The sequence below is a fragment of the Variovorax sp. IB41 genome, from assembly GCF_016405905.1.
Lineage (GTDB): Bacteria > Pseudomonadota > Gammaproteobacteria > Burkholderiales > Burkholderiaceae_C > Variovorax.
This window is the reverse complement of record NZ_JAEFCB010000001.1, coordinates 1,133,239-1,158,362: the sequence shown is the minus strand read 5'-3', so window position 1 is coordinate 1,158,362 and position 25,124 is coordinate 1,133,239. Positions and strand designations below refer to the sequence as shown.

The 25,124-nt window shown below is 68.0% G+C and carries 27 protein-coding genes; 15 read left to right on the top strand and 12 right to left on the bottom strand.

Going from position 1 to position 25,124, the window contains the following annotated elements:
- Positions 1–96: 96 nt before the first annotated feature.
- From JC881_RS05435 to JC881_RS05415, 5 genes are all read right to left on the bottom strand, one after another.
- Positions 97–354, bottom strand: a complete 258-nt coding sequence (locus JC881_RS05435; protein ID WP_198784915.1) for a hypothetical protein — start codon at positions 352–354, stop codon at positions 97–99.
- A gap of 124 nt (positions 355–478) precedes the next feature.
- Positions 479–985 carry a murein hydrolase activator EnvC family protein gene (locus JC881_RS05430; protein WP_198784629.1) on the bottom strand — a complete coding sequence of 169 codons (507 nt, stop codon included), beginning with the start codon at positions 983–985 and terminating at the stop codon, positions 479–481.
- Positions 986–1,115: 130 nt separating this feature from the next.
- A complete protein-coding gene (locus JC881_RS05425) occupies positions 1,116–1,604 on the bottom strand; it encodes a CreA family protein (RefSeq protein WP_198784628.1) in 489 nt (162 codons plus the stop codon).
- A gap of 8 nt (positions 1,605–1,612) precedes the next feature.
- Entirely contained in the window at positions 1,613–2,164 is a 552-nt protein-coding gene (locus JC881_RS05420; protein WP_013542278.1) for an NUDIX hydrolase, read from the bottom strand.
- A 17-nt stretch (positions 2,165–2,181) separates the two neighbouring features.
- On the bottom strand, positions 2,182–2,883 hold the full coding sequence (locus tag JC881_RS05415; RefSeq protein ID WP_198784627.1) for a fumarylacetoacetate hydrolase family protein: 702 nt from the start codon (positions 2,881–2,883) through the stop codon (positions 2,182–2,184).
- Between the two features lie 156 nt (positions 2,884–3,039).
- Here JC881_RS05415 and JC881_RS05410 point away from each other — a divergent pair, with 156 nt between their 5' ends.
- Genes JC881_RS05410 through pgeF form a run of 3 tightly spaced genes read left to right on the top strand, consistent with a single transcriptional unit; the run spans position 3,040 to position 5,416 of the window.
- On the top strand, positions 3,040–3,948 hold the full coding sequence (locus JC881_RS05410) for a tetratricopeptide repeat protein (RefSeq protein ID WP_198784626.1): 909 nt from the start codon (positions 3,040–3,042) through the stop codon (positions 3,946–3,948).
- Between the two features lie 28 nt (positions 3,949–3,976).
- On the top strand, positions 3,977–4,615 hold the full coding sequence (gene maiA / locus JC881_RS05405) for a maleylacetoacetate isomerase (protein WP_198784625.1): 639 nt from the start codon (positions 3,977–3,979) through the stop codon (positions 4,613–4,615).
- Positions 4,616–4,621: 6 nt separating this feature from the next.
- Positions 4,622–5,416: a peptidoglycan editing factor PgeF gene (gene pgeF, locus JC881_RS05400; RefSeq protein ID WP_332875194.1), complete on the top strand. Its 795-nt coding sequence runs from the start codon at positions 4,622–4,624 to the stop codon at positions 5,414–5,416.
- On the opposite strand, the gene JC881_RS05395 is transcribed toward pgeF, so the two are convergent.
- Complete coding sequence (locus tag JC881_RS05395; RefSeq protein ID WP_198784908.1) at positions 5,348–5,671, bottom strand: hypothetical protein; 324 nt, start codon at positions 5,669–5,671, stop codon at positions 5,348–5,350. The two genes, pgeF and JC881_RS05395, sit on opposite strands and share 69 nt — an antisense overlap.
- Positions 5,672–5,784: 113 nt before the next feature.
- Here JC881_RS05395 and phaC point away from each other — a divergent pair, with 113 nt between their 5' ends.
- Together phaC and JC881_RS05385 are read left to right on the top strand one after the other, a co-directional pair.
- Positions 5,785–7,560 carry a class I poly(R)-hydroxyalkanoic acid synthase gene (gene phaC, locus JC881_RS05390; RefSeq protein ID WP_198784624.1) on the top strand — a complete coding sequence of 592 codons (1,776 nt, stop codon included), beginning with the start codon at positions 5,785–5,787 and terminating at the stop codon, positions 7,558–7,560.
- A 50-nt stretch (positions 7,561–7,610) separates the two neighbouring features.
- On the top strand, positions 7,611–8,789 hold the full coding sequence (locus tag JC881_RS05385; protein ID WP_198784623.1) for an acetyl-CoA C-acetyltransferase: 1,179 nt from the start codon (positions 7,611–7,613) through the stop codon (positions 8,787–8,789).
- 33 nt (positions 8,790–8,822) lie between these two features.
- Here JC881_RS05385 and JC881_RS05380 read toward each other — a convergent pair whose 3' ends face one another.
- Positions 8,823–9,455, bottom strand: coding sequence for a glutathione S-transferase family protein (locus tag JC881_RS05380; RefSeq protein WP_198784622.1), 633 nt, complete (start codon positions 9,453–9,455; stop codon positions 8,823–8,825).
- Positions 9,456–9,482: 27 nt separating this feature from the next.
- Here JC881_RS05380 and yghU point away from each other — a divergent pair, with 27 nt between their 5' ends.
- Positions 9,483–10,361, top strand: coding sequence for a glutathione-dependent disulfide-bond oxidoreductase (gene yghU, locus JC881_RS05375; RefSeq protein WP_198784621.1), 879 nt, complete (start codon positions 9,483–9,485; stop codon positions 10,359–10,361).
- A gap of 211 nt (positions 10,362–10,572) precedes the next feature.
- Here the strand turns inward: yghU and JC881_RS05370 are convergent, their stop codons facing one another.
- Together JC881_RS05370 and JC881_RS05365 are read right to left on the bottom strand one after the other, a co-directional pair.
- Entirely contained in the window at positions 10,573–11,475 is a 903-nt protein-coding gene (locus JC881_RS05370) for a M23 family metallopeptidase (protein WP_198784620.1), read from the bottom strand.
- Between the two features lie 85 nt (positions 11,476–11,560).
- Positions 11,561–12,469 (bottom strand): LysR family transcriptional regulator, encoded by a 909-nt coding sequence (locus JC881_RS05365; RefSeq protein ID WP_198784619.1) that lies wholly within the window; start codon positions 12,467–12,469, stop codon positions 11,561–11,563.
- Between the two features lie 107 nt (positions 12,470–12,576).
- Here JC881_RS05365 and JC881_RS05360 point away from each other — a divergent pair, with 107 nt between their 5' ends.
- From JC881_RS05360 to JC881_RS05340, 5 genes are all read left to right on the top strand, one after another.
- On the top strand, positions 12,577–13,563 hold the full coding sequence (locus tag JC881_RS05360; RefSeq protein WP_198784618.1) for a tripartite tricarboxylate transporter substrate binding protein: 987 nt from the start codon (positions 12,577–12,579) through the stop codon (positions 13,561–13,563).
- A gap of 130 nt (positions 13,564–13,693) precedes the next feature.
- Positions 13,694–14,584 carry an FAS1-like dehydratase domain-containing protein gene (locus JC881_RS05355; RefSeq protein WP_198784617.1) on the top strand — a complete coding sequence of 297 codons (891 nt, stop codon included), beginning with the start codon at positions 13,694–13,696 and terminating at the stop codon, positions 14,582–14,584.
- A gap of 13 nt (positions 14,585–14,597) precedes the next feature.
- On the top strand, positions 14,598–15,779 hold the full coding sequence (locus tag JC881_RS05350; RefSeq protein WP_198784616.1) for a CaiB/BaiF CoA transferase family protein: 1,182 nt from the start codon (positions 14,598–14,600) through the stop codon (positions 15,777–15,779).
- On the top strand, positions 15,776–16,639 hold the full coding sequence (locus JC881_RS05345; protein ID WP_198784615.1) for an HpcH/HpaI aldolase/citrate lyase family protein: 864 nt from the start codon (positions 15,776–15,778) through the stop codon (positions 16,637–16,639). Before JC881_RS05350 ends, JC881_RS05345 begins: the two co-directional genes overlap by 4 nt.
- 108 nt (positions 16,640–16,747) lie before the next feature.
- On the top strand, positions 16,748–17,689 hold the full coding sequence (locus JC881_RS05340; protein ID WP_233101619.1) for a tripartite tricarboxylate transporter substrate-binding protein: 942 nt from the start codon (positions 16,748–16,750) through the stop codon (positions 17,687–17,689).
- Positions 17,690–17,713: 24 nt separating this feature from the next.
- Here JC881_RS05340 and JC881_RS05335 read toward each other — a convergent pair whose 3' ends face one another.
- Positions 17,714–18,577: a LysR substrate-binding domain-containing protein gene (locus JC881_RS05335; RefSeq protein WP_332875193.1), complete on the bottom strand. Its 864-nt coding sequence runs from the start codon at positions 18,575–18,577 to the stop codon at positions 17,714–17,716.
- Between the two features lie 104 nt (positions 18,578–18,681).
- Here JC881_RS05335 and JC881_RS05330 point away from each other — a divergent pair, with 104 nt between their 5' ends.
- A complete protein-coding gene (locus tag JC881_RS05330; RefSeq protein ID WP_332875192.1) occupies positions 18,682–19,563 on the top strand; it encodes a DMT family transporter in 882 nt (293 codons plus the stop codon).
- Positions 19,564–19,579: 16 nt separating this feature from the next.
- Here the strand turns inward: JC881_RS05330 and JC881_RS05325 are convergent, their stop codons facing one another.
- A complete protein-coding gene (locus JC881_RS05325) occupies positions 19,580–20,101 on the bottom strand; it encodes a CinA family protein (protein WP_198784611.1) in 522 nt (173 codons plus the stop codon).
- The gene (locus tag JC881_RS05320) at positions 20,098–20,748 is read right to left on the bottom strand and encodes a DJ-1/PfpI family protein (RefSeq protein WP_198784610.1); all 651 of its coding nucleotides are present in this window, start codon (positions 20,746–20,748) and stop codon (positions 20,098–20,100) included. The genes JC881_RS05325 and JC881_RS05320 overlap by 4 nt, the downstream gene beginning before the upstream one ends.
- A gap of 194 nt (positions 20,749–20,942) precedes the next feature.
- On the opposite strand from JC881_RS05320, the gene phbB reads away from it, so the two are divergent.
- From phbB to ybaL, 3 genes are all read left to right on the top strand, one after another.
- Positions 20,943–21,680: an acetoacetyl-CoA reductase gene (gene phbB, locus JC881_RS05315; RefSeq protein ID WP_093431499.1), complete on the top strand. Its 738-nt coding sequence runs from the start codon at positions 20,943–20,945 to the stop codon at positions 21,678–21,680.
- Between the two features lie 126 nt (positions 21,681–21,806).
- Entirely contained in the window at positions 21,807–23,150 is a 1,344-nt protein-coding gene (locus tag JC881_RS05310; protein WP_198784609.1) for a dicarboxylate/amino acid:cation symporter, read from the top strand.
- 249 nt (positions 23,151–23,399) lie between these two features.
- Entirely contained in the window at positions 23,400–25,109 is a 1,710-nt protein-coding gene (gene ybaL, locus JC881_RS05305; RefSeq protein ID WP_198784608.1) for a YbaL family putative K(+) efflux transporter, read from the top strand.
- Positions 25,110–25,124 lie beyond the last annotated feature (15 nt).

Below are 25,124 nucleotides of genomic sequence, written 5' to 3'. Positions count from 1 at the left end.
CGCTGCAATTCGCATCGATCGGATGGCAAATCGCCTCGATCGCCGGCGCGGCGTTCATGGCCCGGCGACCGGTGCCCGCGCTTCGGCGGGCCGTGCCTAGCGGACGGTGGACATGACCGTCGCGCGGCAGCGCGCACGGTCCTGGCGGGTCGGCAGCACGATGCAGTTGTCCAGCGCGCGCTGCTGCATGTCGCTCAGGCGCGGGCCCTCGCGCGGGGCTTCCCGCTCGGGCTCGTAGTAGGGCCGCGGTGGCGGGCGGCCGTAGTAGTCGTTGTCGCGATCGCGGCCGTGGCGGGTGGTTTCGCAACCCACGAGGCTCAGCGCCAGGAGGCTGCCCCAAAGAATCAGACGCAAATTCGTTCTCCGTTTCGAAGGGAAGGGCTGCAAGACGTGCCCCACCCCGGTCGCACGCAGCTTAGTGCGCACGGAGGGAAAAACCTGAAGGAAAGATGAAATGCGGCCTGCAGGCGCCGACCGCTCAATCCTGCAGGCGCCCGTTCAGATAGGGCTCGGGATCGACGGCGGTGCCGTTCTTGCGGATCTCGAAATGCAGCTTCACGCGATCGGCATCGCTGCGGCCCATCTCGGCGATCTTCTCGCCCTGGCGCACGACCGCGTTTTCCTTCACGAGGATGGTCTGCGCGTGGGCGTAGGCCGTGAGGAAGGTGTCGTTGTGCTTGACGATGACCATGTTGCCGTAGGAGCGCAGTTCGCCGCCCACGTACACCACGCGGCCGTCGGCCGATGCGACGATGGGGTCGCCCAGGTTGCCCGCGATGTCGAGCCCCTTGTTGCGCACGCCGTCGAAGCGGCCGATGGTGGTGCCGCTCGCGGGGCGGATGAAGAGCGCCTGCTTCGCCGGAGGCGGGGTGACGGTCTGGCCGGGCCGTGCCGGCGGCAGCGGCGTGGTGGTGCATGCGGCGAGCGCGGCGGCAACCAGCGCTGCTGCGCCGGTGCGGAAAAGAAAAGTCTGGTGGATGTGCATGGCGCTGTTGGAACGGGTTCGTTGCGGAGGGTTCCTGCGGTCTGGCACGCCGGGCGCGCCACGCGGGGGATGCTAGCAAACTCGTGCGTACCCTCTGGAAGAGCGGAATGCGCGAAGGGCTATCGCGCGGCTACTTCAGCGGAATCGGCATGCCGCGGTCGATGGGCACCGCGGTCACGCTGTTCTTGGGCGAGCCGTCGATCAAGAGGTCCGAGTAGGTGAGGTAGACCAGCGTGTTGCGCTTGGCATCGACCATGCGCACCACGCGCAGGCGCTTGAAGAGCACCGACAGGCGCTCGCTGTACACCTCCTCGCGCTTGGGCAGCGGCTGCGTGATGCTCACCGGGCCGACCTGGCGGCAGGCGATGGAGGCCTCGGCCTTGTCCTCGGCCACGCCGAATGCGCCGGCCAGGCCGCCGGTCTTGGCGCGCGAGACATAGCAGGTCACGCCGTTGACCTTGGGGTCGTCGTAGGCCTCGATCACGATCTTGTGGTCGGGGCCGATGAGCTTGAAGGCGGTGTCGACTTCGCCCACCGTTTCGGCCCGGGCCGCCGAGGCCGCCAGCGCAAAGCCGAGGCTGGCGGCGCAGAAGAGCGTGGCGCGGAGTGTCTTGTTCATGAGGTTCGTCAAACGATGCTCAGTTCGTGCACGCGGTCGAAGCTGCCGCGGCGGCGGTCTTCGAAGAAGTGTTCCAGCGCCTCGCGCACGGTGCGAAAGGCGATCTCGTCCCAGGGAATCTCTTCTTCGGTGAAGAGCTTCGCCTCGATGGTCTCGTGGCCCGGATCGAACTTGTCGTCCAGGAGCCGCGCGCGATAGAACAGGTGCACCTGCCCCACGCGCACGACGCTGATCACCGCGAACAGGCCCTGCATCTCGAAGTTCGCGCCGGCCTCCTCGTCGGTCTCGCGCGCGGCGCCCTGGGCGGTGCTTTCCTCCAGCTCCATGAAGCCCGCGGGCAGCGTCCACTTGCCCCAGCGCGGCTCGATGTTGCGCTTGCACAGCAGCACCTTGTCGCCCAGGACCGGGATGGTGCCCACCACGTTCAGCGGGTTCTCGTAGTGGATCGTGTGGCAGGCCGGGCAGACGGCGCGCGGCTTGGTGTCGCCGTCGTCCGGAATGCGGTAGACCACCGCGGTGCCGCAGTTCTTGCAGTGCTTGATGGGGACGCGCAGGAGCATGGGCGGTGCTGCCGTCTTCAGGCGATCTTGACGGTGAGCGTCGGCAGGCCGGCGACGGCGCCGACCAGCGTGTCGCCCGAGACCACGGCCGCCACGCCTTCGGGCGTGCCGCTGTAGATCAGGTCGCCGGGCTGCAGCTCCCAGGCGGCCGACAGGTGCTCGATGGTCTCGGCCACGTTCCAGATCAGCTTGCTCACGGTGCTGCGCTGGCGGTCGGTGCCGTTCACCTGCAGCGAGATCTCGGCGTTCTCGGCGTCGCCGGCTTGGGCGACCGGCACGATCGGGCCGATGGGCGCGCTCTGCTCGAAGCCCTTGCCGATGTCCCAGGGGCGGCCCTGCTTCTTCATTTCGCCCTGCAGGTCGCGGCGCGTCATGTCCAGGCCCACGGCGTAGCCGTAGATGTGCTTGTGCGCATCGGCCGCCTTGATGTTTTTACCGCCGGTGCCGATGGCGACGACGAGCTCGATCTCGTGGTGCAGGTTCTTGGTGAGCGAGGGGTAGGCCATGGTGCCGGTCTGGCCTTCGTCGACCACCACCAGCGCGTCGGTGGGCTTCATGAAGAAGAAGGGCGGCTCGCGGCCGGTGAAACCCATTTCCTTGGCGTGATCTTCGTAGTTGCGGCCCACGCAGTAGATGCGGTGCACCGGAAAGCGGGCGGGCTGTCCGGCCACGGGAACCGAAACGGTGGCGGGCGGGGCGAAAACAAACTCGGAAGCCATTGCGACGTGTCCTTTTTCAGCGAAACGGGAGGGAGACCGGCAGTGTGCCAGAGGCAGGGCGGGGTTGCCGGAGCGCTGGAACCGGGATTTCCGGGCGCTTCACAATAGGCGTCCTGCGCGTCCTTCGAACTGTTTCCTCGATTTCCCCGCCACACCATGCCCCTTCGAATCGGCAAAGCCAGCAAAGCCACCGCCCTCAACGAACTCGGCCGCCGGCGCGACGATGAGGGCGACCAGGACGCCGCCCTGGAGGCCTACGCCCAGGCGAGCGCCATCCATCCCGGCTGGGCGGTGCCCTGGTACAACGCCGGCCTCATCCACAAGTACCGCGGCGAATGGGCGGCGTCGCTGCAGGCCAACGCGCGGGCCGTGCAGTGCGAGCCGGGCAACGAGGGCGCGCTGTGGAACCTGGGCATCGCCGCCACCGCGCTGGGCGATTGGACGACAGCGCGGCGCGCGTGGCAGCAGTACGGCATCCAGGTGCCCGAAGGCGAAGGCCCGGTCGATTTCTTCATCGGCCTCACGCCGATTCGCGTGCATGGCGACGAGGCGAGCGACGTGGTCTGGTCGGACCGCATCGATCCGGCGCGCGCCATCCTGCGCAACGTGCCGTCGCCCGCCTGCGGGCACCGCTTCGGCGACCTCGTGCTGCACGACGGCGCGGCCAACGGCTACCGCAAGCGCGGCGACCGGGAGATTCCGGTGTTCGATGCGCTGGAGGTCATCGCGCCTTCGGACTATTCGACCTACGAGGTCTCGATCGACGACGCGACGGAAGAAGACATCGGCGCGCTCATCGCGCGCTTCGAAACCGCCGGCGCCGCCGCCGAGAACTGGACCACCAGCATCCAGGTGCTCTGCAAGGCCTGCTCCGAAGGCCGGCCCGATGGCGAGCACAACCATGCGCCCGGTGAGCCGCCCGCGGCGTGCGGACCGTGGCACGTCGGCATCGCCGCGCGCGAGGAGGTGCAGGCGCGCCGCATCCTCGACGAATGGCGCCAACTCACACCGAAGGCCGGGCTGCGCGATTTCAGTTGCGTGCTGCAGGCCACTCCGCGCTCCTAGTTCCAGCGAGCGCTATCCTTGGAAAATCATGAAGCTGCATAACTATTTCCGCTCCTCCTCCTCGTTCCGCGTGCGCATCGCCCTCAGCCTGAAGGGCCTCGACTACGAGTACGTTCCCGTGCACATCGCGCGCGGCGAGCATCGCACCGGCCCCTACGCCACCATCTCGGCCGACAAGCTCGTGCCGCTGCTCGAAGACGAAGGCGAGCGCTTCTCGCAGTCGCTGGCCATCATGGAATACCTGGACGAGACGCACCCCGAGCCGCCGCTGCTGCCGAGCGACCCGGTGGGCCGCGCCCATGTGCGCGCGCTGGCGCAGTCCATTGCCTGCGAGATCCATCCGCTGAACAACCTGCGCGTGCTCAAGTACCTCGTGAAGGACCTCAAGCTTGACGACGAAGCCAAGAACGCCTGGTACCGCCACTGGGTGCGCGACGGCATGGAGGCCTTCGAGCGCCAGCTCGCGCTGCATCCCGGCAGCACCTTCTGCTACGGCAACACGCCCACGCTGGCCGATTGCTGCCTGGTGCCGCAAATCTTCAACGGCCGCCGCTTCGACTGCGATTTCAGCGGCCTGCCGCGCAGCATGGCCGCCTTCGAGGCGTGCATGCAACTGGAGGCCTTCCAGCGCGCGCAGCCCTCGCAAGCCCCCGACGCGGAAGCCTGATCGAACGTGAGCACAGCCGTCATCGATCCGCGCTGGCTCGTGCCGGACTGGCCCGCACCGTCGAACGTGCGGGCCGTGTGCACCACGCGCGAGGGCGGCGTCTCGCACGGCCGCTACGAAAGCCTGAACCTGGGCGATCACGTGGGCGACCTGGCCGCGGACGTGGCGGAGAACCGCCATCGACTCGGGCAGGCGATCGCCGCGCGGCCGGTGTTCCTGCAGCAGGTGCACGGCACGGGCGTCGTGACGCTCAATGCCGAATCGGAGCTCGTGCGCGACGCCACGGTGGCCGATGCCTGCACGGCCACGGCGCTCGGGCTGGCCTGCACGATCATGGTGGCCGACTGTTTGCCCGTGCTCTTCACCGACGAATCGGGCCAGCGGGTGGCCGCCGCGCATGCGGGCTGGCGCGGCCTTGCGGGCGGCGTGCTCGAGGAAGCGGCCCGCTGCTTCGCGACCGAGCCGCAGGCCGGACCCGCGCGCGGCGACAGCAGGGTCATCGCATGGCTCGGCCCGTGCATCGGCCCGAAGGCCTTCGAGGTCGGTGCGGAGGTAAAGGCGGCCTTCGAGGCGCATGCGCCGGAAGCTGCAAACTGTTTCAAGCCCGCGGGCGCGCCCGGCAAATGGCTGGCGGACCTGCCCGCGCTCGCGCGCCAGCGGCTGCGCACGGCCGGTGTCGACGCGGTGTACGGCAACGACGGCGGCGATGCATGGTGCACCGTCGCCAACCCGTCACGGTTCTTTTCGCACCGGCGGGACGGCGTCAGCGGGCGCTTCGCCGCGCTGGTCTGGAAGGCCTGAGTCTTCGGGCTTTTTCGTCGCGGCCTCTGCCGCTGCGCGGCGCGCCGCCTCCTGCGCCTGGGCCTCGCGCTCCTTGATGGCGCGGCGCCGGCCTGGCGTCCCCATCAGGTAAACCACCAGTGCCACCGGCGCCAATCCGTACAAAAGAAATGTGAAGATGGCACCCAGCACGGTGCCCGTGGTGTTGGTGGCTTCGGCCACCGCCATCATCACGACGACGTAGAGCCAGCCGATCACGACCAGATGTATGAACACGAGAAGTTTCAGTCGGTAAGAGGAAAGAGCGGCGTTGTCGGTGCCGTGCGAATGCAGGATACTCAAAACACGCACCCATCCGGATTCGATTCAGGCGAGGACCAGGAGACATGATGAAGCAACAAGCGACGGGGGCGGATGCATTCGCGCCCTTCCAGCAGGCACTTTCCGAGGGATGGACCCAGGCGCTGGCATCGTTCCAGCAGTCCGCCGCGAAGGGGGCCTCGGCCTTCGATGTCGGCGGCAGCCCGCTGTGGCAGATGCCGCAGATGCCGCAGATGCCGCAGATGCCGGGCGCCAGGATGCCCGATCTGCCGAAGATCGCCATCGACCCGCAGAAACTCCAATCGATCCAGCAGCAGTACGTCGCGGAGGCCACCGCGCTCTGGGGCCAGGGCTTCCAGGCGAAGCCCGAAGGCGACAAGCGCTTCGCATCCGATGCGTGGGGCAGCAACCCGCTCGCAGCCTTCTCGGCCGCCGTGTACCTGCTCAACGGCCGCACGATGCTCAGCATGGCCGAGGCCATCGATGCCGACGAAAAGACCAAGGCGCGCCTGCGCTTCGCGGTCGAGCAATGGATGGCGGCCTCGTCGCCCAGCAACTCGCTCGCCTTCAACGCCGAGGCGCAGAAGAAGGCCATCGACTCGCAGGGCGAGAGCATCGCCAAGGGCATCCAGAACCTGCTCAACGATGTGAAGCAGGGCCACCTGAGCATGACCGACGAGAGTGCCTTCGAAGTGGGGCGCAACGTGGCCACCACCGAGGGCGCGGTGGTGTTCGAGAACGAGTTCTTCCAGCTGCTCGAATACAAGCCGCTCACCGCCAAGGTGTACGAGCGGCCCTTCTTGCTGGTGCCGCCGTGCATCAACAAGTTCTACATCCTGGACCTGCAGCCCGAGAACTCGCTGATCCGCTATGCGAACGAGCAGGGCCATCGCGTGTTCGTGGTGAGCTGGCGCAACCCCGACGAATCGCTCGCCCAGGCGACCTGGGACGACTACATCGAGAACGCCGCGATCCAGGCGATCCACACGGTGCAGGACATCAGCGGGAGCAAGCAGATCAATGCGCTGGGTTTCTGCGTCGGCGGCACCATCCTGAGCACCGCGTTGGCAGTGCTCGCGGGGCGTGGCGAAAAGCCCGCTGCGTCGGTCACGCTGCTCACGACGTTCCTGGACTTCAGCGACACCGGCATCCTCGATATCTTCGTGGATGAGACGATGGTCGCGTACCGCGAAATGCAACTGGGCAAGGGCGGGTTGCTGCCCGGCGGCGACCTGGCCTCGACCTTCAGTTTCCTGCGCCCCAACGACCTCGTGTGGAACTACGTGGTCGGCAATTACCTCAAGGGCGAGACGCCGCCGCCCTTCGACCTGCTGTACTGGAACAGCGACGCCACCAACCTGCCGGGGCCGTTCTACGCCTGGTACCTGCGCAACACGTACCACGAGAACAAGCTCGCCAAGCCCAATGCGCTCACGGTGTGCGGCCAGAAGGTCGACCTCGGAAAGATCGACATCCCGGTCTACATCTACGGCTCGCGCGAAGACCACATCGTGCCGATCGGCGGCGCCTATGCATCGACGCAACTCTTGCCGGGCAAGAAGCGCTTCGTGATGGGTGCCTCGGGCCATATCGCGGGCGTGATCAATCCGCCCGCCAAGAAAAAGCGCAGCCACTGGATTCGCGACGACGGCAGGTTTCCCAAGACACAGGCCGAGTGGCTCACGGGTGCGACCGAGCACCCCGGCAGCTGGTGGACCGACTGGGCACAATGGCTCAAGGGCCACGCGGGCAAGCAGGTGGCCGCGCCCAAGGGCTACGGCAACGGCAAGGTCTACAAGGCCATCGAGCCGGCACCGGGACGCTACGTCAAGGCCAGGGCCTGACCCGACCGCACAACAACCACGACTTCAACATCACTTCAACGGAGAACCTCATGGAAGACATCGTCATCGTTTCGGCCGCACGCACGCCGGTCGGCAAATTCGGCGGCTCGCTCGCCGGCATTGCAGCCACCGAGCTGGGGGCCCTGGTCATCAAGGAAGTGATTGCGCGCGCCAACCTTTCGGCCGAGCAGGTCGGCGAGGCCATCATGGGCCAGGTGCTGGCGGCCGGTGCCGGCCAGAACCCCGCGCGCCAGGCGTGGCTCAAGAGCGGCGGCGCCAAGGAAACGCCGGCGCTCACCATCAACGCCGTGTGCGGCTCGGGCCTGAAGGCCGTGATGCTCGCGGCGCAAGCCGTGGCCACGGGCGACAGCGAGATCGTCATCGCCGGCGGCCAGGAAAACATGAGCGCCGCACCGCACGTGCTGCCCAACTCGCGCAACGGCCAGCGCATGGGCGACTGGAAGCTGGTCGACACCATGATCGTGGACGGCCTGTGGGACGTCTACAACCAGTACCACATGGGCATCACCGCCGAGAACGTGGCCAAGAAGTACGGCATCGACCGCGCCGCGCAGGATGAACTGGCCCTCGCCAGCCAGACCAAGGCCGCCGCCGCGCAGGACGCCGGCAAGTTCAAGGACGAGATCGTCGGCGTGAGCATTCCGCAGAAGAAAGGCGATCCGATCGTCTTCAGCCAGGACGAGTTCATCAACCGCAAGACCAACGCCGAAGGCCTGGCGGGCCTTCGCCCCGCCTTCGACAAGGCCGGCGGCGTGACCGCGGGCAATGCCTCGGGCCTGAACGACGGCGCTGCCGCCGTGATGGTGATGACGGCCAAGAAGGCCGCCGCACTGGGCCTGAAGCCGCTCGGCCGCATCGCCAGCTACGCCACCGCGGGCCTCGATCCGGCCATCATGGGCATGGGCCCGGTGCCTGCATCGACCAAGGCGCTGCAGCGCGCCGGCTGGAAGGCCGCCGACCTCGACCTGCTCGAGATCAACGAAGCCTTCGCCGCGCAGGCCTGCGCGGTGAACCGCGAAATGGGCTGGGACGTGAACAAGGTCAACGTGAACGGCGGCGCCATCGCCATCGGCCACCCGATCGGCGCGTCGGGCTGCCGCATCCTGGTGACGCTGCTGCACGAGATGCAGCGCCAGAACGCAAAGAAGGGCATTGCCTCGCTGTGCATCGGCGGCGGCATGGGCGTGGCGCTCACCATCGAGCGTTGATCGCCGCGGCGCCCAGCGCGCCGTCGTTGCCGCTCAGCGCGACATCGACGGCCGCTCGGCCATCGCAGCGCGCCAGCGCACGAGCTCGGGGTGCTGCTCCCCGGGCTTGATGCGCACCACGCGCGCGAAATCCACTGCCACCACGGCGGTGATGTCGGCCAGGCTGAAGCGGTCGGTCGCGATGAATTCGCGGCCGGCCAGCCGGTCGTTCAGCGTCTGGAAGAAGTGCTGCACGCGCGCGAGCCCGCGCTGCGCCAGTTCCGGAATCTGCGCGTAGTTCACGGGGCCGGGCAAGGCCCGGTCGGCCATGGCCGGCGAGCCGTTGCGCAGCGCCTCGGCGATCGGCAGCAAACCCTCGAACTCGATGCGCCAGTTCCAGCTGGCGATCTCCGCCTTTTCGGCGGGCGTGCGGCCCATGAGCGGCGGTTCGGGGTACTGCGCTTCCAGCCAGGCCGCGATGGCGGCGTTGTCCGTCAGCAGGCCGTCTTCTTCGGTGCGCAGCGCCGGCACCGTGCATTGCGGATTGATCGCGCGGTAGGCCTCGCCCAATTGCTCACCACGAACCAGATCGACCTGCACCGTCTCGTGGGCAATGCCCTTCTCCGCAAGCAGGATGCGGGCGCGCCGCGGACTCGGCGCCGTGGCGCAGTCATAGAGAATGATCATCGTCTGTCAACTTTCGGAACTCATCGCATGAATGGCACGACCGCCTACACGCCGCCCACCGTCTGGTCCTGGAACAAGGAAAGCGGCGGCCGCTTCGCGAACATCAACCGCCCCATCGCAGGTTCCACCCATGAGAAAGATCTGCCGGTGGGCAAGCACCCGCTGCAACTCTATTCGCTCGCGACGCCCAATGGCGTGAAAGTGACGGTGATGCTCGAGGAATTGCTGGCGCTCGGCCACGCGGGCGCCGAGTACGACGCCTGGCTGATCCGCATCAGCGAGGGCGACCAGTTCGGCAGCGGCTTCGTGGCGGTGAACCCCAATTCCAAGATCCCCGCGCTGATGGACCGCAGCGGCGCCGCGCCGATCCGGGTATTCGAGTCCGGCGCGATCCTGCAGTACCTCGCGGAGAAATTCGGCGGCGCGTTCTTTCCGACCGAGCGCGCGGCGCGCGCCGAATGCCTGTCGTGGCTCTTCTGGCAGATGGGCAGCGCGCCGTACCTGGGCGGCGGATTCGGACACTTCTATGCCTATGCCCCGACGAAGATCGAATACGCCATCGACCGCTTCGCGATGGAAGTGAAGCGCCAGCTCGACGTGCTCGACCGTCGCCTGGCCGAGAGCCGCTACCTGGCCGGCGACGACTACTCGATCGCCGACATCGCCGTCTGGCCCTGGTACGGCGCGCTCGCCAAGGGGCAGCTCTACGAGTCGGGCGAGTTCCTGCAGGTGAGCGAGTACAAGAACGTGCTGCGCTGGAACGACGAGATTGCGCAACGTCCCGCCGCGCAGCGCGGCCGCATGGTCAATCGCGCCTGGGGCCAGCCCGAAAGCCAACTGCACGAGCGCCATGACGCCGGCGATTTCGACACCCGGACGCAGGACAAGCTCACAGCGCCAGACTGAACACCGCGGCCCGACTTGTTCACCGCCTGATTTTTGAGCAAAGTGTGGAATCCCTTTGTAGAACAACGAGTTAAATCCGTTTTACAAGGCTCCACGTGAGTTGTCCCCAAAGTTGTGCACAGAAAATGGGGATGAGATCGCGGGCCTGAGGTCCGGCCTGCAAGTTGGCGCAATACCACGAGAAAAGGCCTCTGGCGCGACCGGCAGCGCCTCAGCGCTCGAAGATCCGGTTGCGCACCGGCACCTTGCCGTCGAACGCGATTTCCACTGCCTCTCCCGTGACCGCGTCCACCGCGTGAATGTGCAGATGGGGCTCGGTGGTGTTGCCCGAGTTGCCCACGGCCCCCACGCGCTGGCCCACGGTCAGCGCATCGCCCGCTTTGTGCACGACGCTGCCTTGCCGGAGGTGAGCGAGCTCGACCTCGAGCGCGTCGCAGCGGATCACGACGTGGTTGCCCGAAGCGTTGGCCTTGTCGCGCCGGGGCGGCGCCAGGTCGGGCAGCCCATCCCGCACGCTCGCCACCGTGCCCGTGCAGGGGCTCACCACCTTCGCGCCATGCACCGCGTAGCGCGACAGGTCGGCGGGCGCGACGCCGATTGCGCGAAACCCCGCGGGGCCGACGGCCACGATGTCGCTCGCATACCGTTGGCGGCGGTGCGCATGGTGATGGTTCAGCAGCGTGCGGTTCCCGCCTTGCGCGACCACGAAGCGGCCGCCTTCGAGCGGGAACGCGAGCGAGGTCGGCGATCCCGCGGGTGCGAGGCCGGCGGCGAGGTAACCGAAGGCCGTCGCGTAGAAAACCAGCGAGACCAGCGTCACCCCGTGCGCGCGCCACAGCGGCCGCGCCAGCGCCCACGGCCGGCGCGCATGCCGCCACCATGAAGCGGCGAACGCGAGCAGCACCAGCACGACGAGCACGCCCCGCGTCCAGAGCCCCGCGATGTCCCAGCGTCCCGCGAGCAGGATCAGGCCGAAGAAGAAGAGGCTGTCCGCGGCCTTCAGCGCCCAGGCGCCGCGCGATGCCTCGTCCAGTTTGGCGATCCGCCATGCGAGGCCGATCGGGAAGGCGATGCAGACGACCAGGAGGATGGTCAGCGGGAGCAGATGTGCCATGCGCCCGCATGCTAGGGCGACCGGCTCGTTGCCGATGCAACCACCCGCAACGCGGGGGGACTTGGGCGTTGCCCGGAAGCCCGTCTCAGGCCGGCGGCACCTCTGCCGCGTAGTGCCGGCACAGCGTGTCCACCAGCGCCTGTGCATACACCGGCAGCGCTGCCCGGCTGCGCACCAGCAGGTACCGCTCCCGCACGCACCACGCATCGCTCAGGTCGATCAGCGCAAGCTGCATGCTCTCCCGGTTGCGCCGCGCGGCCGACTCGGGCACCACGCCGATGCCCACGCCGCTACCGATCATCCGGCACATCGCATCGAAGCTGCCCAGCTGGATGCGCAGCTTCTGGCGCTTGCCCAGGTTGTCGGTGATCTGCGCGAGAAAGGTCTGCAGCGTGCTGCCTTGCTGCATGCCGATGGCGTCTTCATCGAGCGTCTCGGCGAATGAAATCCTTCGGCGCTTGGCGAAGCGGTGCTTGCGCGAGGTGACCAGCACCAGCCGGTCGGTGCTGAAGTGGATCGCCTCCAGCCCCAGCGTGTCGACGCGGCCCGCGACGATGCCGATGTCGGCGCGGCCGTCGAGCACGCCGCGCGGGATCTGAGCATTCGGTTTTTCCTGAAGGTCGACGTTGATGCGCGGGTTGCGCGCAAGAAAGCCCGGCAGGATCTCGGGCAGGAAATCGGTCACCGCGGTGGTGTTGGCGAACACGCGCAGGTGGCCGCGCAGGCCCCCGCCGTATTCGAGCAGGTCGTCGCGCAACTGTTCGGTCTGGTGGAGCACGAGGCGCGCGTGGTGAAGAAAGGCTTCGCCCGGCGGCAGCAGGCGCACGCCGCGCGCTTCGCGCTGCAGCAGCTGCAGGCCGGCTTGCGTCTCCAGCGCCTTGATGCGCGCGCTGGCCGCGGCCAGCGACAGGTGCTGCCGCTCGGCCGCCCGCGTGAGGTTGCCGAGCTCGGCGGTGGCGACGAAAAGACGCAGGTCGGTCAAGTCGAAAAGCATGGCGCATCGTAGCCCTAGCCTTCGGAAATTCAGAAGCCTGGGTTCCGAAATCGCAGATTGCGCGCGCTGCCGTGGCGCACGACCATGCGGTCATGGAGACAAAGACGATGACATTCCGCGCCCTCGCGCTTCTTTCGCTCGCCGCGGCCTCGCTGGTCGCCGCGAACCCCGCCACCGCACAGCCCCATTCCTCTTATCCCTCGCGCCCCATCACGCTCGTCGTGCCGCAGGCCGCGGGCGGCACCAACGACATCGTCGGCCGCCTGGTCGGCCAGAAGCTCGGCGAGGTGATGAACAACGCCAGCGTGGTCGTCGACAACCGCCCCGGCGCGGGCGGCAACATCGGCACGCAGATGGTCGCCAAGGGCCCGAAGGACGGCTACACGCTGCTCATGACCATCAGCAGCAGCCAGGCGATCAACCCCGCGCTCTACAAGAACCCGGGCTTCGATCCGGTGAAGGACTTCAAGCCCGTCGGCCTCGTCGGCGCCGTGCCCAACGTGCTGCTGGTCAACCCCTCGTTCCCCGCGAAGAACTTCGCCGAATTCCTGAAGCTCGCACGGGAGAAGGGCGCGAACTACCAATACGCCTCGGCCGGCAACGGCACGCTCAACCACCTGCTGGGCGAAATGCTCAACAGCATGGCCGGCATCTCGCTGCAGCACGTGCCCTACAAGGGCGTGGCGCCCGCGCTCAACGACGTGCTGGGCGGGCAACTGCCGATCGTGTTCGCGAGCCTGCCCTCGGCGCTCTCGCACATCAAGGCCGGCAAGCTGCGCGCATTGGCCGTGAGCGGCGACAAGCGCTCGCCGGTGCTGCCTGACGTGCCCACCATCGCCGAGGCGGTCCCTGGCTACAACGGCACGCTGTGGATCGGCCTCTTCGCGCCCGCGGGCGTGCCGGCCGACGTGCTCGCCACGCTGCAGGACGCGACGCGCAAGGCGCTCGCCGCGAAGGACCTGCGCGACAAGCTGGACCAGCAAGGCGTCGAGATCGCGGCGCCCACAACCCCCGAACAATTCACCAAGCTGCTGCAGGACGACCTCGCCAAGTGGGCGCGCATCGTCAAGGCCTCGGGCGCGGCGGTCGATTGATGCCGAACGTGGTTCAACAACAGCCGTTCACGCTGAGCTTGTCGAAGCGCTGCGCAAGGCTTCGACAAGCTCAGCCCGAACGGTTCGTGACCGATCGGGAATCCTTATGAACGAACGCCTCCGAGACCGAATGCAAGACAACACTTTTTCCCCACCGATCGACGCCGACGCGCTCGCGAAACTGCAGGCCTGGCAAGGCCGCAGCGAAACGCTGGCCGACGACATCACCGCCGCGCCCGTGCGCGCGCTCTCCGCCACGCTCGACCGCGACGATGCGCCGCCCGCCGCCGGCACGCGCCTGCCCGCGCTCTGGCACTGGCTCTACTTCCTGCCGCACCACCGTCAATCGGAGATCGGCGAAGACGGCCATGCGAAGCGCGGCGGGTTCCTGCCGCCCGTGCCGCTGCCGCGCCGCATGTGGGCGGGCGGGCGCCTGGACTGGGAGGCGGGCAACCCGCTGCAGGTCGGCGACAGGATCGAGCGCACCTCGACCATCGCCTCGGTCACCCACAAGGCCGGCCGCACCGGCGAGCTGGTCTTCGTGCTCGTGCGCCACGAGGTGCGCAACGAACGCGGCCTCGCGCTGACCGAGGAGCACGACATCGTCTACCGCGCCGCCGCCGCGCCCTGCGAGAAGGCGCCGCCCCCCACGCCCGCCCCGCAGGACGCCGCCTTCAGCCGCGAGATCGTGCCCGACGACGTGCTGCTGTTCCGCTACTCGGCGCTCACCTTCAACGGCCACCGCATCCACTACGACCGGCGCTATGTGACCGGGGTCGAGGGCTATCCGGGCCTGATCGTGCACGGCCCGCTGATCGCGACGCTGCTGGTCGACCTGCTGCGCCGCAACGTGCCGGGCGCGCAGCTCGCGCGCTTCGAATTCCGCGCCGTGCGGCCGACCTTCGACATCGCGCCGTTCCGCGTGCACGGCAAACCAGGCGCCGATGGCAAGACCTTCAGCCTCTGGGGCGAAGACGCCGACGGCTGGCTCACGATGCAGGCCACGGCCGTGCTCGCTTGAGGAACACACAGACATGACAAGACCCCTGGACGGCATCACCGTCATCTCGCTCGAACACGCGATCGCCGCGCCGTTCTGCACCCGCCAGCTGGCCGACCTCGGCGCGCGTGTCATCAAGGTGGAGCGCCCCGAGGTGGGCGACTTCGCGCGCGCCTACGACGGCCGCGTGGGCGGCGAGGCCTCGCATTTCGTGTGGGTGAACCGCTCGAAGGAAAGCCTCACGCTCGACCTGAAGCAGCCCGCCGCGCTCGCGGTGCTGCAGGAGCTGGTCGCCGATGCCGACGTGCTGGTGCAGAACCTCGCGCCCGGCGCGGCCGCGCGCATGGGGCTGGGCGCCGACGTGCTGCAGGCCAGGCACCCGCGGCTCATCGTCTGCGACATCTCGGGCTACGGCGAAGACGGCCCGTACCGCGACAAGAAGGCATACGACCTGCTGATCCAGAGCGAAGCGGGTTTCCTCTCGGTCACCGGCACGCCCGAAGACCCGTGCAAGTCGGGCAACTCGATCGCCGACATCGCGGCGGGCATGTATGCGTACACGGGCATCCTCGCCGCGCTGCTCCAGCGCGGCAAGACCGGCAAGGGCTCGCACATCGACGTGTCGATGCTGGAATCGCTCGCCGAGTGGATGGGCTACCCGATGTACTACGCCTACGAGGGCGCGCCGCCGCCGCCGCGCAGCGCCGCCTCGCACGCGACGATCTACCCCTACGGCCCGTTCCCCGCGGGCGACGGCGGCACGGTGATGCTGGGCCTGCAGAACGAGCGCGAGTGGCGCACCTTCTGCGAGAAGGTGCTGCTGCAGGCGGGCCTGGCGACCGATGCGCGCTTCGACAGCAACGCACGGCGCAACGAACACCGCGAGGCGCTGCGCGCGATCATCGTGCAGACCTTCGGCGCGCTGAGCACGGCGCAGGTGCTGGAGCGCCTCGATGCGGCGCAGATCGCCAACGCGCGCATGAACGACATGGCCGGGCTCTGGGCGCATCCGCAATTGCAGGCGCGCGATCGCTGGCGGCAGGTGGGCTCGCCGGCCGGCGATATTCCGGCGCTGCTGCCGGCCGGGCGCCAAAGCGCGTTCGACTACCGCATGGATGCGATTCCCGCCGTGGGCGAGCACACCGAGGCGATCCTGCGCGCGCTCGGGCGCAGCGAAGCCGACATCGCGGCGCTGCGCGAGGCGAGGGCGGTTTGAGCACTGCGCCGCTTGCGCTCGCGCGCACCTTTTTGTTCGTGCCAGCCGACCGGCCCGAGCGTCATGCGCGCGCGCTGGCCTCGGGCAGGGGCGGTGTGATCGTCGACCTGGAAGACGCGGTGGCGGCCGAGCGCAAGGCCTCGGCGCGTGAAGGCCTTGCAGCGTCGTTCGCCGCGTTGCCCGAAGCGGATCGCCAACGCCTGCTGGTGCGCATCAATGCCAGCGGCACGCCGTGGCACGACGACGACAGCAAGACCGCGGCTGCGCTGGTCACGCAAGGCCTGATCGCGGGCGTGGTGCTGCCCAAGGCCGAGCGTGCCGGCGATCTGTTGCAACTGGCTGATGCCGTAGGTCCCAAGGGCTTGCTGGTGCCACTCATCGAATCGGCGGCGGGCCTCGCCGCGCTCGACGAAATCGCGGCGGCGCCGCAGGTGCTTCGCCTCGCGTTCGGCAATCTCGATTTCCAGGCCGACGTCGGCCTGGCCTGCGATGCGGACGAAGCCGAGCTGGCGCCCGTCCGTCTCGCACTGCTGCTGGCCACGCGCCGCGCCGGTTTGCCAGCGCCCATCGATGGTGTGACCGCCGACTGGCGCGACGCACAACGCCTCGCCGCCGACACGGCCCGTGCGCGTCGCGGTGGCTTCGGCGCCAAGCTGTGCATCCACCCCGACCAGGTCGCCCCGGTGCACGCCGCGCTCGGCCCGAGCGCCGACGAGCTCGCATGGGCGCGCCGCGTGATCGAGGTGATCCGGTCCGCGGGCGGCGGCGTGGTGAGCCTCGACGGCCGCATGGTCGATGCGCCGGTGGTGCGCCTGGCCGAGCGCCTCGTCGCGCTCGATGCGCAATCGCCGCCGCCCTGATTTCGAACGAAGAAGACAGATCCGACAACCCTAGGAGACAAAGAAGTGAACCTGAAGAAGAACTGGAAAACGCGCACCCTGATCGCCGCATCGCTGGGCGCGTGCCTCATGGCCGCGCAATCGCCGGCCGCCGCACAGGCGCAATGGCCCGACAAGCCCATCACCCTGGTCGTGCCGTACTCGGCCGGCGGCCCCACCGACGTGGTGGCGCGGATGCTGGCCATTCCCATGGGCAAGTCGCTCGGCCAGACGGTGATCGTGGAGAACACCGTGGGCGCGGGCGGCACCATCGCACCGGCGCGCGTGGCCAGGGCGGCACCCAACGGCTACACCATCCTCATCCACCATATGGGCATGGCCACCGCGCCCGCGCTCTACAAGAAGCTCAACTACGACCCGCTGAAGGACTTCGAGTACATCGGCCAGGTGCTCGACGTGCCGATGACGCTGCTCTCGCGCAAGGACTTTCCCGCCAGCACCTACCCCGAACTGCTGGCCTACGTGAAGGCCAACAAGGACAAGGTCACGCTCGCGAACGCGGGTGTGGGCGCGGTGTCGCAGCTGTGCGGGCTGCTGTTCATGAACCAGATCGGCGTGCAGTTGACGACGGTGCCCTACAAGGGCGCGGGCCCGGCGCTCAACGACCTCATGGGCGGGCAGGTCGACCTTCTGTGCGACCAGACCACGCAGACCGCGCCGGTCATCAAGGACGGCAACCGCGTGAAGGTGTTCGGCGTGACCACGCCCAAGCGCCTGTCGAGCATGCCCAACATCCCGACGCTCGACGAGCAGGGCCTGAAGGGCTTCGACGTGCGCGTGTGGCACGGCGTGTACGCGCCCAAGGGCACGCCGCCGGCCGTGCTCGAGAAGCTGAACGTGGCCTTGCGCGCCGCGCTGCAGGACGACATGGTCAAGCACCGCCTGGCCGAACTCAGCTCGGAGATCGTGCCGCTGGACAAGCAGACCCCCGAGAGCCTGCGCACGCACCTGGCGGCGGAGGTGGAGAAATGGGGCAAGGTGATCCGCGCCGCGGGCGTGCAGGCGGACTGACCAGCCTCGCGCGCGTTCAGCCGTTCAGCGGCCGTTCGCTGCGCCCGCATCGCGGCGGATGCCCGCGACCAGGTGCGAGGCCAGCAACGCGCCGGCCTCCGTCAGGGCCGGTGCGCGATGCAGGCGAATGCCTGCCTGCGGAAGCCGTGGCATCCCGTCATCCCTGGACAGCGCGCGAAGCCCCTTCGGAAAGGTGCCGGCCTTGAAAACGCTCACGGCCAGCCCTTGCGCCACCACGGCCTCCACGGCGGCGCTGCTGTGGCTGACGAACGCCAGCCGCCAGGGGCGCCGCGCCTTGTCCAGCGCCGCCATCGCCCATTCGCGGAAGAGGCACCCCGAGGGGTAGAGCGCGACGGACAGCGGCGCCTGCGCGTCGACGACGTGATCGGGCGCGGCCGCCCACACCGCCTGCTCCTGCCGGAGAAAGTCGCCGCCGCCTTGTCCCTTGGGATGCATGGCGATCACGAGGTCGAAATCTTCCCCCAGGCGCTCGGTCATCTTCGCGGTGAGCCCGGTCTCCATGCTCACGCGGATGCGCGGGTAGCGCTGCCCGAAGCTGGCCAGGAGCGGCGGCACGATGCTCGTGCCGTAGTCGTCCATGATGCCCAGCCGCACCTGCCCTTCGTTCTGGTGCTGGCGGATGCGGCCCACCGCTTCGTCGTGCAAGGCCAGGATGCGATGCGCGTAGCCGAGCAGCGCCTCGCCGCTGGGCGTGAGCGCCACCTGCGAGGTGGTGCGAGCGAAGAGCGCGGTGCCCAGCAGTTCCTCGAGCCGCTTGACCTGCATGCTCACGGCCGACTGGGTCCGGTTGAGTTGCGCGGCCGCGCGGGTGAACGAGCGTTGCTCGGAGACGGTGACGAAGGTCTTCAGCAGTTCGGGGTCAAGCACGGCGTGGCTCATCGGGTTTGCTGATGAAGCTGATCATGTTTATTCGTTTGTTTTATCAACACCCGCTATTTAGCATCGTGCTTCGACATGACACAAGGATGCCGGTGAGCGCACTTCTTTCGGGTTTGCTGGCCGCGATCGTCTCCAGCGCCATGGGGGGCGCGGCGATTGGCGCGACGCGCTTCGTCGCGGGTGCGATCGATCCATTGGCGCTGGGCTCGCTGCGCTTTGGCATCGGCTTCGTGCTGCTGCTGCCCCTGGCGATGCGCCGCCGGCAGAACTGGCCGCGGCCGCGGGCGATGCCCAAGGTGGTCGGTCTCGGGCTGCTGTTCTTCGCTGCGTTTCCGGTGCTGTTCAATCTGTCGCTTCACTTCACGACCGCGGCGCGCGGCGCGCTCGCGCTGTCGACCTTGCCGCTGCTCACGATGGCGATCGCGGCGCTGCTCGGCGTGGAGCGGCTCACGGCGCGCAAATCGGCGGGGGTCCTCCTGGCGATGGGCGGCGTGGGCATGGCATTGGTCTCGGGCCTCGCGGCGGCACCGGCCGGTGCGTGGCGCGGCGATCTCACGATGCTCGGGGCGGCGCTCTGCATGGCCTTCTACAGCGTCTGGTCGAGGCCGATGATCCGCGAGACCGGCCCCATACCGTTCACGCTGGTGGCGATGGGCAGCGGCGCCCTGTGCCTGGTCGCCGTGAGCGCATGGCGCGGCGGCTACGCACCGATGGCGTCGTTCGACAGCGGGCAGTGGCTGGCCATCGCCTACCTGGGCGTATTCGGTGGCGCGGTCGTCTTCTTCCTGTGGTCGTACGCACTGGCCAGGACCACGCCCACGCTCGTGGCGCTGTCGGTCACCGTCAACCCGATCGCCGCCGCCTTCGCGGGGTGGGCGCTGATGAACGAGCCGGTGCGCTGGAGCCTCGTCGCCGGGTTGCTGATGGTGTTTGCCGGCATCGCGATTTCGAGCACCTCGCCGCACGCGGCATAGCGCGGTCGGCGAAAAATCAGGCGGCGTCGGCTTGCGTCTTCAGCGTCTCGTCGAACAGCGCGAGGAGCTGCCGCGCGAACACCTCCATGTTCGCTGGACGATCGGTGTCGCCGGTCTCGATGGTCCGGCTCTGCGTGACCGCGCCTGCGACAGCCACGCACACATGCCCCGGCGCATCGCCATAGGGGCTGCCCGAAGGCCCGGCCGCGCCGCTCTCGCAGATGCCCCACGTCGCGCGATGGCTCTCGCGGATGCGGGCCGCGATGAACCGGGCATAGGGCTCGGTTTCTCCGCGCATGTCACCGATGTCTTCGCGCGTGAGGCCCAGCAGCGCCTTTCCGGCGCGACGCGAATAGACGACCGCGCCGCCGAGGAAGAAAGCCGAGGCGCCGGGAATGGCGAGCAGGGCAGCCGAGACGAGCCCGCCCGCCGAAGACTCCGCGACCGCCACCGTCTGCCGCCGTTCGCGCAGCGTCGCGCCGACACGGGCGGCGAGCACGGCGAGCGGCTCGAGCTCGGGCGAGGGTGCGGCGCTCACGGCGTCTTTCGCAGCGTGCCGCCCGGCCGCCGCACATAAGCCGGCGCGCGCTCGTGGCTCGCCGTGCTGCCGTAAACCGTGTCCGCCGGGTAGTACTCGGCCTGCAACTGCACCTTGGCCGCGGCTTCCTCGCCGGCGGTGTGGGCGATGAAGGCGAGCATCAGGTCGGTGCCCGCCGAGACGCCTGCCGAGGTCCACACGTCGCCGTCCTGCACGAAGCGCTGCTCGACCACCTTCACGTCGCCGAGTGCGCGCAGTCGATCGAGCGAGCCCCAGTGCGTGGTCGCGGTCTTGCCGGAAAGAAGGCCCGCCGCTTGCAGCACGAAGGCGCCGGTGCATACCGAGAGCAACGCCTTGCAGCCCGGCGCCTGCGCGGCGAGGAACTGCACCATCGCGGGGTTGTCGACCTCGCGCCGCGTGCCCATGCCGCCGGGCACGAGCAGGTAGTCCAGCGGCGGGCAGTCGGCGAACGACGCGTGCGGATTGATCGACAGGCCCTTGGCGCAGACCACCGGCTCGCGCTTTTCGGCAACGATGAGGCACTGCTGCGGGCCCGCCGCGAGCTTGCTCCACATGGTGAGCATTTCCCAGGGCCCGACGAAGTCGAGTTCCTCGACGTCGGGGAATACGATGATCCCGAAATTCATACTTTCGAACTCCTTGGCTGCCTGGCCGCTGCAAGAGCGTACAGACCCGAGCATATAGGTTGCACCCGCGCATCGCGCCGTGACAGCTGGTTGCAAGCTTGGCTCAGTGTTTTCCTCAGAGGTCGGTGGCCTGAAAATGGCTAGAGTGAAGGCGGCCGTTCAGGCTTTTGCTAAGCACACATCAAGGAAATTTCATGAGCAAGAAAGTTGCATATGTCACCGGAGGCATGGGTGGCATCGGAACAGCCATCTGCCAACGTCTGCACAGGGACGGATTCACCGTGGTCGCCGGTTGCGGCCCTACGCGCGACCACGCCAAGTGGCTCGCCGAACAGAAAGCCGAAGGCTTCGAGTTCCACGCCTCCGTCGGCAATGTCGGCGACTGGCAATCCACCGTCGAGGCCTTTTCTGCCGCCAAGGCAGCGCATGGCGCCATCGACGTGCTGGTGAACAACGCGGGCATCACGCGCGACCGCATGTTCCTCAAGATGACGCCCGAGGACTGGAGCGCGGTCATCGAGACCAACCTGAACAGCATGTTCAACGTCACCAAGCAGGTGGTGGGCGACATGGTGGAAAAGGGCTGGGGCCGCATCATCAACATCAGCTCGGTCAACGGTGCCAAGGGCCAGGCGGGCCAGACCAACTATTCGGCGGCCAAGGCCGGCATGCACGGCTTCACGATGGCGCTGGCGCAGGAGCTGGCCAACAAGGGCGTGACGGTCAACACCGTGAGCCCGGGCTACATCGGCACCGACATGGTCAAGGCCATCCGCCAGGAAGTGCTCGACAAGATCGTGGCCACCATCCCGGTCAAGCGCCTGGGCGAGCCGAGCGAGATCGCCTCGATCATCTCGTGGCTCGCAACGGACGAAGGCGGCTACTCCACGGGGGCCGACTTCTCGGTCAACGGCGGCCTGCACATGCATTGAGCATGCTGACCGCAACCTGATGAAAAAACCCGCTTCGGCGGGTTTTTTCATTGGAAAAATGTGGCTTCTACGAATGGAAAACACCTGATCCCGGCCTACAGTTCCCAACCCTTCCGGAGGCAAGTCATGGAACACACAACAAACACACCCGCCAAGAAGCTCCCGCTCTACCGCTCCCTCTACGTGCAGGTGATCACCGCAGTGATCATCGGCGTGCTGCTGGGCTACTTCTATCCCTCCACCGGCGAGGCGATGAAGCCTCTGGGCGACGGTTTCATCAAGCTCATCAAGATGATCATCGCGCCGATCATCTTCTGCACGGTGGTGGTCGGCATCGCCGGCATGGAAGACATGAAGAAGGTCGGCAAGACCGGGGGCCTGGCGCTCCTGTACTTCGAGGTCGTGAGCTCCATCGCGCTGGTGGTGGGCCTCGTGCTGGTCAACGTGCTCAAGCCCGGCGTGGGCATGAACATCGACCCGACCACGCTGGACACCAAGGCCATCGCCGCCTACACCGGCCCGGGCAAGATGACCGGCACGGTCGACTTCATCCTCAACATCATCCCCAACACCCTCGTGGACGCCTTCGCCAAGGGCGAGATCCTGCAGGTGCTGCTGATCGCGGTGCTGTTCGGCTTTGCGCTGCACCGGTTCGGCGGCCGCGGCACGCTGGTGTTCGACGTGATCGAGAAGGGCTCGCACGTGCTCTTCGGCATCGTCAACTACATCATGAAGCTCGCGCCCATCGGCGCCTTCGGCGCGATGGCCTTCACCATCGGCAAGTACGGCGTGGGCAGCCTGTTCTCGCTGGGCAAGCTGATGGGCACGTTCTATCTCACCTGCCTCTTGTTCATCTTCGTGGTGCTCGGGCTCATTGCGCGCTTCCACGGCTTCAGCATCTGGAAATTCATCAAGTACATCAAGGAAGAGCTCTTGATCGTGCTGGGCACGTCGTCCAGCGAATCGGTGCTGCCCCGCATGATGGAAAAGATGGAGAACCTGGGCGCGAACAAGACCTGCGTGGGCCTGGTGATTCCGACCGGCTACTCGTTCAACCTGGACGGCACCTCGATCTACCTCACGATGGCGGCGGTGTTCATCGCGCAGGCCACCAACACGCCGATGACGCTGGTGCAGGAGATCACGCTGCTCGCGGTGCTGCTGCTCACCTCCAAGGGCGCGGCGGGCGTCACGGGCAGCGGCTTCATCGTGCTGGCGGCCACGCTCTCGGCGGTGGGCCATGTGCCGGTGGCGGGCCTTGCGCTCATCCTGGGCATCGATCGCTTCATGTCGGAAGCGCGCGCGCTGACCAACCTGATCGGCAACGGCGTGGCGACCATCGTCGTGGCCAAGTGGACCAACGAACTGGACACCGAGCGGCTGCAGGCGGGCCTGAACAACGAGAGCTGGGTCGAGTCCCAGGAGCCCGAAGTGCTCGAAGGCGCCCGCGACAGCAAGATGGTCGGCTGACCCACCGCGCGCACATCCATCGCGCGCGCCCACGGCGTGCCCGAGTGCGCAGGGCATCGGGTGTTCCCCCGCAGCGAAATCAAGGAGGAGGGCGAAGCCCGGGGGACATTCGCGGAGGGGGACACCCGGTGGCCTGTGCACCCGCCCTGAATGCCCCCTTCCGAACGCCCCTCAGAACGTCCCTTAGAACGTCCCTGGAGAAGGCCGTGTGAAATAAAAGGGCACGCATCGTTCCTGCAAAATGCAACGATGCCGCACAGCGTCTCCCTCATCAACACCATTGCCGCCGGCCTCGGCCTCGCGCTGGTGTTCGGTTTCCTGGCCGCCAAGCTGCGGCTGCCGGCCCTCGTGGGGTACCTTCTCGCGGGCGTGATCATCGGCCCCTTCACCCCCGGCTTCGTGGCCGATGCAAGCATCGCCGCGCAGCTCGCCGAAATCGGCGTCATGTTGCTGATGTTCGGCGTCGGCCTCCACTTTTCCCTCGACGACCTTTTGGCCGTGCGCAAGATCGCATTGCCCGGCGCGCTGGCGCAGATCGCCGTGGCCACGCTGCTCGGCGGCGGCCTGGCGCTCTGGTGGGGCTGGAGCCCCGGCGCCGCGCTGGTGTTCGGCCTGGCGCTCTCGGTGGCCAGCACGGTCGTGCTGCTGCGCGCGCTCGAGAGCCTGGGCATCCTCGACTCGTTCACCGGCCGCATCGCCATCGGCTGGCTCGTCGTCGAAGACCTGGCCATGGTGCTCGTGCTGGTGCTCATGCCGCCGCTGGCCGGCGCGCTCGGCGGCACCCCCGACAACGGCGGCGGCCCCGCCGATCCGCTCTGGCAGACCCTCGGCCTCACGCTGCTGCAGGTCGGCGGCTTCGTCGCGCTGATGCTCGTGGTGGGCCGGCGCGTGTTCCCCTGGATCCTCTGGCAGGTCACGCGCACGGGTTCCCGCGAGCTCTTCACGCTGTGCGTGGTGGCCGCGGCCGTGAGCATCGCCTTCGCCTCGGCGGCGCTCTTCGGCGTGTCGTTCGCGCTCGGCGCGTTCTTCGCCGGCATGGTCATGCGCGAGTCGCAGTTCAGCCACCGCGCGGCGCAGGAATCGCTGCCGCTGCGCGATGCGTTCGCGGTGCTGTTCTTCGTGTCGGTGGGCATGCTGTTCGATCCCTCGGTGCTGATCGACCGCCCGCTGCAGGTGCTCGCGGTGGTGGGGGTGATCGTGCTGGGCAAGTCGCTCGCGGCCTGCGCGCTGGTGCTGGTGTTTCGCTACCCGCTGGCCACGGCGCTCACGGTGAGCGCGAGCCTGGCGCAGATCGGCGAGTTCTCGTTCATCCTCGCGGGGCTGGGCGTTTCGCTCGGGCTGCTGCCGGTCGAGGGGCAGAGCCTCGTGCTCGCGGGCGCGCTCATTTCCATTGCCACCAATCCACTGTGGTTCAGCCTCATCGCGCCGCTGCAGAAATGGCTGCATGCCCATTCCTCGTTCGCGCGCGGGCTCGAATCGCGCACCGATCCGCTGGCCGAATTGCCGATGAGCACCGAGGCGCGCTACCTCTCGCGCCAGGTGGTGCTGGTCGGCTACGGGCGCGTGGGGCGCCGCATCGCGGCCGAGCTCGAAGCGAACGACATTCCCTACGTGGTGGCCGAGCAGAACCGCGAACTGGTCGAAAAACTCCGCGAGGCCGGCGTCGCCGCCGTCTGGGGCGATGCGGCGGACCCGGCCGTGCTGATCCAGGCGCACATCGCGCGCGCCCGCGTGCTGGTGGTGGCCACGCCCGACACCCTGAACGTGCGCCAGATGATCGAGACCGCGCGCACGCTCAACCCGTCGATCCAGACCGTGATCCGCAGCCACAACGAGCAGGAAGCCAAGCTGCTGACCCAGGAAGCATCGGTCACCGTGTTCCTCGGCGAGCACGAACTGGCCCAGGCCATGGCGCGCGACGTGGTGCAGCGCGCGGTGTCGATGGCCGTGCCGGCTTGAGCGCCGAAGGATCCG

Bases quoted from the DNA above. Each gene is read 5' to 3' on its own strand.
- JC881_RS05385 (WP_198784623.1), top strand. From the start codon at position 7,611: ATGGAAGACATCGTCATCGTTTCGGCCGCACGCACGCCGGTCGGCAAA.
- yghU (WP_198784621.1), top strand. From the start codon at position 9,483: ATGAATGGCACGACCGCCTACACGCCGCCCACCGTCTGGTCCTGGAAC.
- JC881_RS05380 (WP_198784622.1), bottom strand. From the start codon at position 9,455: ATGATCATTCTCTATGACTGCGCCACGGCGCCGAGTCCGCGGCGCGCC.
- JC881_RS05425 (WP_198784628.1), bottom strand. From the start codon at position 1,604: ATGAACAAGACACTCCGCGCCACGCTCTTCTGCGCCGCCAGCCTCGGC.
- JC881_RS05355 (WP_198784617.1), top strand. From the start codon at position 13,694: ATGCAAGACAACACTTTTTCCCCACCGATCGACGCCGACGCGCTCGCG.
- JC881_RS05360 (WP_198784618.1), top strand. From the start codon at position 12,577: ATGACATTCCGCGCCCTCGCGCTTCTTTCGCTCGCCGCGGCCTCGCTG.
- phaC (WP_198784624.1), top strand. From the start codon at position 5,785: ATGAAGCAACAAGCGACGGGGGCGGATGCATTCGCGCCCTTCCAGCAG.
- JC881_RS05370 (WP_198784620.1), bottom strand. From the start codon at position 11,475: ATGGCACATCTGCTCCCGCTGACCATCCTCCTGGTCGTCTGCATCGCC.
- JC881_RS05310 (WP_198784609.1), top strand. From the start codon at position 21,807: ATGGAACACACAACAAACACACCCGCCAAGAAGCTCCCGCTCTACCGC.
- JC881_RS05340 (WP_233101619.1), top strand. From the start codon at position 16,748: ATGGCCGCGCAATCGCCGGCCGCCGCACAGGCGCAATGGCCCGACAAG.
- phbB (WP_093431499.1), top strand. From the start codon at position 20,943: ATGAGCAAGAAAGTTGCATATGTCACCGGAGGCATGGGTGGCATCGGA.
- JC881_RS05420 (WP_013542278.1), bottom strand. From the start codon at position 2,164: ATGCTCCTGCGCGTCCCCATCAAGCACTGCAAGAACTGCGGCACCGCG.
- JC881_RS05430 (WP_198784629.1), bottom strand. From the start codon at position 985: ATGCACATCCACCAGACTTTTCTTTTCCGCACCGGCGCAGCAGCGCTG.
- JC881_RS05365 (WP_198784619.1), bottom strand. From the start codon at position 12,469: ATGCTTTTCGACTTGACCGACCTGCGTCTTTTCGTCGCCACCGCCGAG.
- JC881_RS05415 (WP_198784627.1), bottom strand. From the start codon at position 2,883: ATGGCTTCCGAGTTTGTTTTCGCCCCGCCCGCCACCGTTTCGGTTCCC.
- maiA (WP_198784625.1), top strand. From the start codon at position 3,977: ATGAAGCTGCATAACTATTTCCGCTCCTCCTCCTCGTTCCGCGTGCGC.
- ybaL (WP_198784608.1), top strand. From the start codon at position 23,400: ATGCCGCACAGCGTCTCCCTCATCAACACCATTGCCGCCGGCCTCGGC.
- JC881_RS05350 (WP_198784616.1), top strand. From the start codon at position 14,598: ATGACAAGACCCCTGGACGGCATCACCGTCATCTCGCTCGAACACGCG.
- JC881_RS05320 (WP_198784610.1), bottom strand. From the start codon at position 20,748: ATGAATTTCGGGATCATCGTATTCCCCGACGTCGAGGAACTCGACTTC.
- JC881_RS05410 (WP_198784626.1), top strand. From the start codon at position 3,040: ATGCCCCTTCGAATCGGCAAAGCCAGCAAAGCCACCGCCCTCAACGAA.